Consider the following 3,739-nt stretch of genomic DNA (forward strand, 5'->3'; position numbering starts at 1 on the left):
ACGAGCGTCATTGAAATCGATAATGTTGCACCACGAGTTACCGACGTCACGCTTGATCGATTGAGCATCCTAGAAAACGGGCTGGTCACCCTGACGAGCACCTTTGATGATCCCGGCATCGCTGACTCTCACAGCGTCGTCATCGACTGGGGTGACGGATCACCAACCACGCCAATACAACTAGATGACGGAGAACGCAGTTTCACAGCATCGCATCGGTACCTTGACGACGCCCCCAGCAATACACCATCCGACGACTACGCGGTGATCGTGCGGGTCACGGACGACGATGGCGACCACGGATACGGCGAAGCAACAGTCACGGTGGACAACGTAGCACCAGAAATCCTAGCATTCACTGGGACAGCGACGTTGACTCAGCCCGCCTCGGAAAGCGACGTCATTACAGTCTCGGGACTTTTCCGTGATCTGGGTTCGCTCGACACTCATTCGGCTTCGATTGATTGGGGTGACGGCACCCATTCAGTGGCAACGATGTTACAGTCCGACGGCGAGTTTACCGCCGAGCATGTCTACGGCACTGCAGGTATTTTTGACATTACCGTGACGTTGAGCGACGATGACACAGGAACGGACGTCGCAACCACGACAGCCGTGGTGAGCGGCGTCGGTATCGTGGGCGAGCAGCTCTACATCGTCGGCACCTCCGGCGATGACCACGTGACCATCAACCAGCAAGGCAATGGGACACTCAAAGTACACGCGGACTTTCTCACTAACGGAAACTTTGTCACCGTGCCTGCCGCGGACGTCGGCCAAATCGTGGCTTACTTGCTCGATGGCGATGATACCCTGAACATGGCCGGCAATATCGAACTGCCGTCGATCCTGAACGGAGGTGCAGGCAACGACCAATTAAAGGCCGGCCGAGGTCCTGTGGTGATGCTTGGCGGGGCTGGCGACGATGAACTGCATGGCGGCAAAGGACGCAATGTGATCATCGGTGGCTTGGACGAAGACCGACTAAAGGGAGGCAAAGATGATGACGTGCTGATTGGCGGGACAACCACAATTGACGACGACGAAGATGCGATCTGGACTTTGTTGGCGGCTTGGAGTTCGAACGGATCTTATGATGACCGTGTCACTGCGATCGATTCGCTATTCACCGTCATGGACGATTCGCAGCAAGACGAATTGGAGGGACATTCGGGTCGCGATCTCTTTTACAGCGGCTTGAACGACACTTTAAAGGACGTCAAAACCAAGAAGGACGTCGAGCAAGTGCGGTAGCGGAAACCGGCAAGCCCGCCCGAGGGCCGATGTTCCAATTGGCGCGATTTGACTGACAATAAATCGCTCGGTTCGCCTGTTTTACGTTTCAACTTCCGCGCGGAGGTGTAAGATGGAGTCAGCCATGACTCCAGGGGATTTTCAAACGTGAATCCAAACCAATCCGCTCTCACTGACGATTCCGCCAACGACGAGTTCGATGCTTTGGGGCAATTCCGGCATTGGACCGGACTGCAATCGATCCGGGTTGACCCTTCGCTCCGCGACGCCAATCTGCTGCAAGTCGTGCGAAAGGACCGTCACGGTCGCATCGAATACGCAAACGATGCCTTCTGCCAACATCATCGCCAACCCTGTGCGAAGTTGGTAGGCAAAACCGACTTTGATTTTCTTCCTAGACCGGCTGCCGAGGTTTGGTCCGAGCGAGATCAAGCGGTCATTCAATCCGGTCGGCCGGATCATGTGATCGAAGAGCACATTTCGACCAGCGGAAAACACAGTTTCGTCGAAGTGTTGCGAATTCCCACGCGAGACGACGACGGAACCGTCACCGGAGTCGAAGTCGTCTACTGGGATCTGAAAAACAACGGCAAAAGCACAGCGGAACTCAAGCAATCTCAATTTCTGCTGAACACGCTACTCGAAAACATTCCCGACGCCGTCTATTTCAAAGACAAAAAAAGTCGCTTCATCCGCATCAGCAACGCGCTGGCCAGACTTTTCCACCTCAAAGATCCGAGTGACGCGGTCGGTAAGACGGACGCCGATTTCTTTGGCTCACTACATGCCGAAGCGGCGATGGCGGATGAACGCCAAATCATGGAGACGGGCGAACCGGTGATCGCCAAAGTGGAACGAGAAACCTGGGACGACCGCGATGACACGTGGTGTTCGACGACCAAATTGCCGCTTCGCGATGAGTCCGGCGAAGTGATTGGCACCTTTGGTGTGTCTCGGGATGTCACTGAACAACTTCGCGCCGAGATCGAACTTGCTCGCGAACGCGACCTGCTGAAGACGATTACCAACAACATTCCCGATCCGATTTACGTCAAAGACCGCGCGAGTCGATTTATCACGGGCAATGCGGCGCTGCTGCGGTTGTTGGGGATCGAGTCGATCGACGAATTGGTTGGCAAGACCGACTACGATTTCTCGCCGCCCGAGATCGCTTGTAACTTTGTCGCCGACGATCAAATTGTGATGCGATCGGGCGAACCGCTGATCGAAAAAGAAGAAACGATCCAATTGGCTGATGGTCGCCGAATCTGGATTTTAACCACCAAGGTGCCGCTTTGTGACGAAGACGGCACGGTCAAAGGAATGGTAGGAATCGGCCGCGATATCACGGCACGAAAATTGGCTGCCGAAGAGGTGATGGACGCCAAGAATGCCGCCGATACCGCTAATCGCGCGAAGAGCGAATTCCTGGCCAACATGAGTCACGAGATTCGCACCCCGATGAACGGCATCATCGGCATGGCCGAATTATTGACAGCGACCACGTTGACCAGCGAGCAACGCGAATTTTTAGGCTTCGTTCAGGAATCCGCCGACTCGCTACTAAGACTGCTTAACGACATCCTCGACTTTTCCAAAATCGAAGCGGGACGCTTGGAACTTGAACAGGTTCATTTTGATCTTCGCAATTGCATCGGCAAAGCCGTCAAATTATTGACGCTCAAAGCGGATGAAAAGCACATTGAATTGGCTGGCCGGATCGATCCCAGCATTCCCAATGAATTGCTTGGCGACCCGGGACGACTACGGCAAATCATCGTGAACTTCGTTGGCAATGCGATAAAGTTTACCGAATCGGGCGAAGTCGTGGTCGATGTTAATCCCGAAGAGGTGAGCGACGATTCGGCACTGCTGCACGTCACCGTTCGTGACACGGGCATCGGTATCCCCAAAGAAAAGCAGTCCAAGATTTTCGAAGCCTTTTCCCAGGCCGATGCGTCGACCACGCGGCATTTCGGCGGCACCGGTTTGGGGCTAACGATTTCCTCACGACTGATCGATTTGATGGGTGGTAAAGTCTGGCTTGAAAGTCAGCCAGGAGTCGGAACCACCTTCCATTTCCTAGTCCGATTTGGCGTGGCGGAGGATCAATCGCCGCGACGGCCGGCCGAGCTCTCGTCGTTGGCCAATACCCGCGTGCTTGTGGTCGATGACAATTCGACCAATCGCCGTATCCTGCAGGAAGTGTTGCTGTTTTGGCGAATGCAGCCGACGCTGGCGGACAGCGGGGCGCAAGCGATCGAGAAGGTTGCCGAATCGATCGAAAACGAAACGCCGTTCGGACTGATCCTGCTGGACTATCACATGCCCAAGATGGATGGGATTGAATTTGCCGAGCGGATCTGTGACGAATACCGTGATAAATATGGCCCCATCATCATTCTGTCATCGTCGGTCAGCGGGCTGGATCCACCGCGACTACGTGAATGCGGAGTCGCTCGGTATTTAACCAAGCCAGTGATTG

2 protein-coding genes are annotated in these 3,739 nt (G+C 54.7%); both read left to right on the forward strand.

Going from position 1 to position 3,739, the window contains the following annotated elements; genetic code table 11:
* On the forward strand, window positions 1-1,254 hold a 1,254-nt coding region (locus RMSM_RS41290; protein WP_040769339.1), incomplete at its 5' end, for a PKD domain-containing protein.
* A 147-nt stretch (window positions 1,255-1,401) separates the two neighbouring features.
* Window positions 1,402-3,739: PAS domain-containing protein (locus RMSM_RS25155; protein ID WP_008703196.1), on the forward strand; the 2,338-nt coding region annotated here is incomplete at its 3' end.

This window comes from Rhodopirellula maiorica SM1, assembly GCF_000346295.1.
Taxonomy (GTDB): Bacteria; Planctomycetota; Planctomycetia; order Pirellulales; family Pirellulaceae; genus Novipirellula; species Novipirellula maiorica.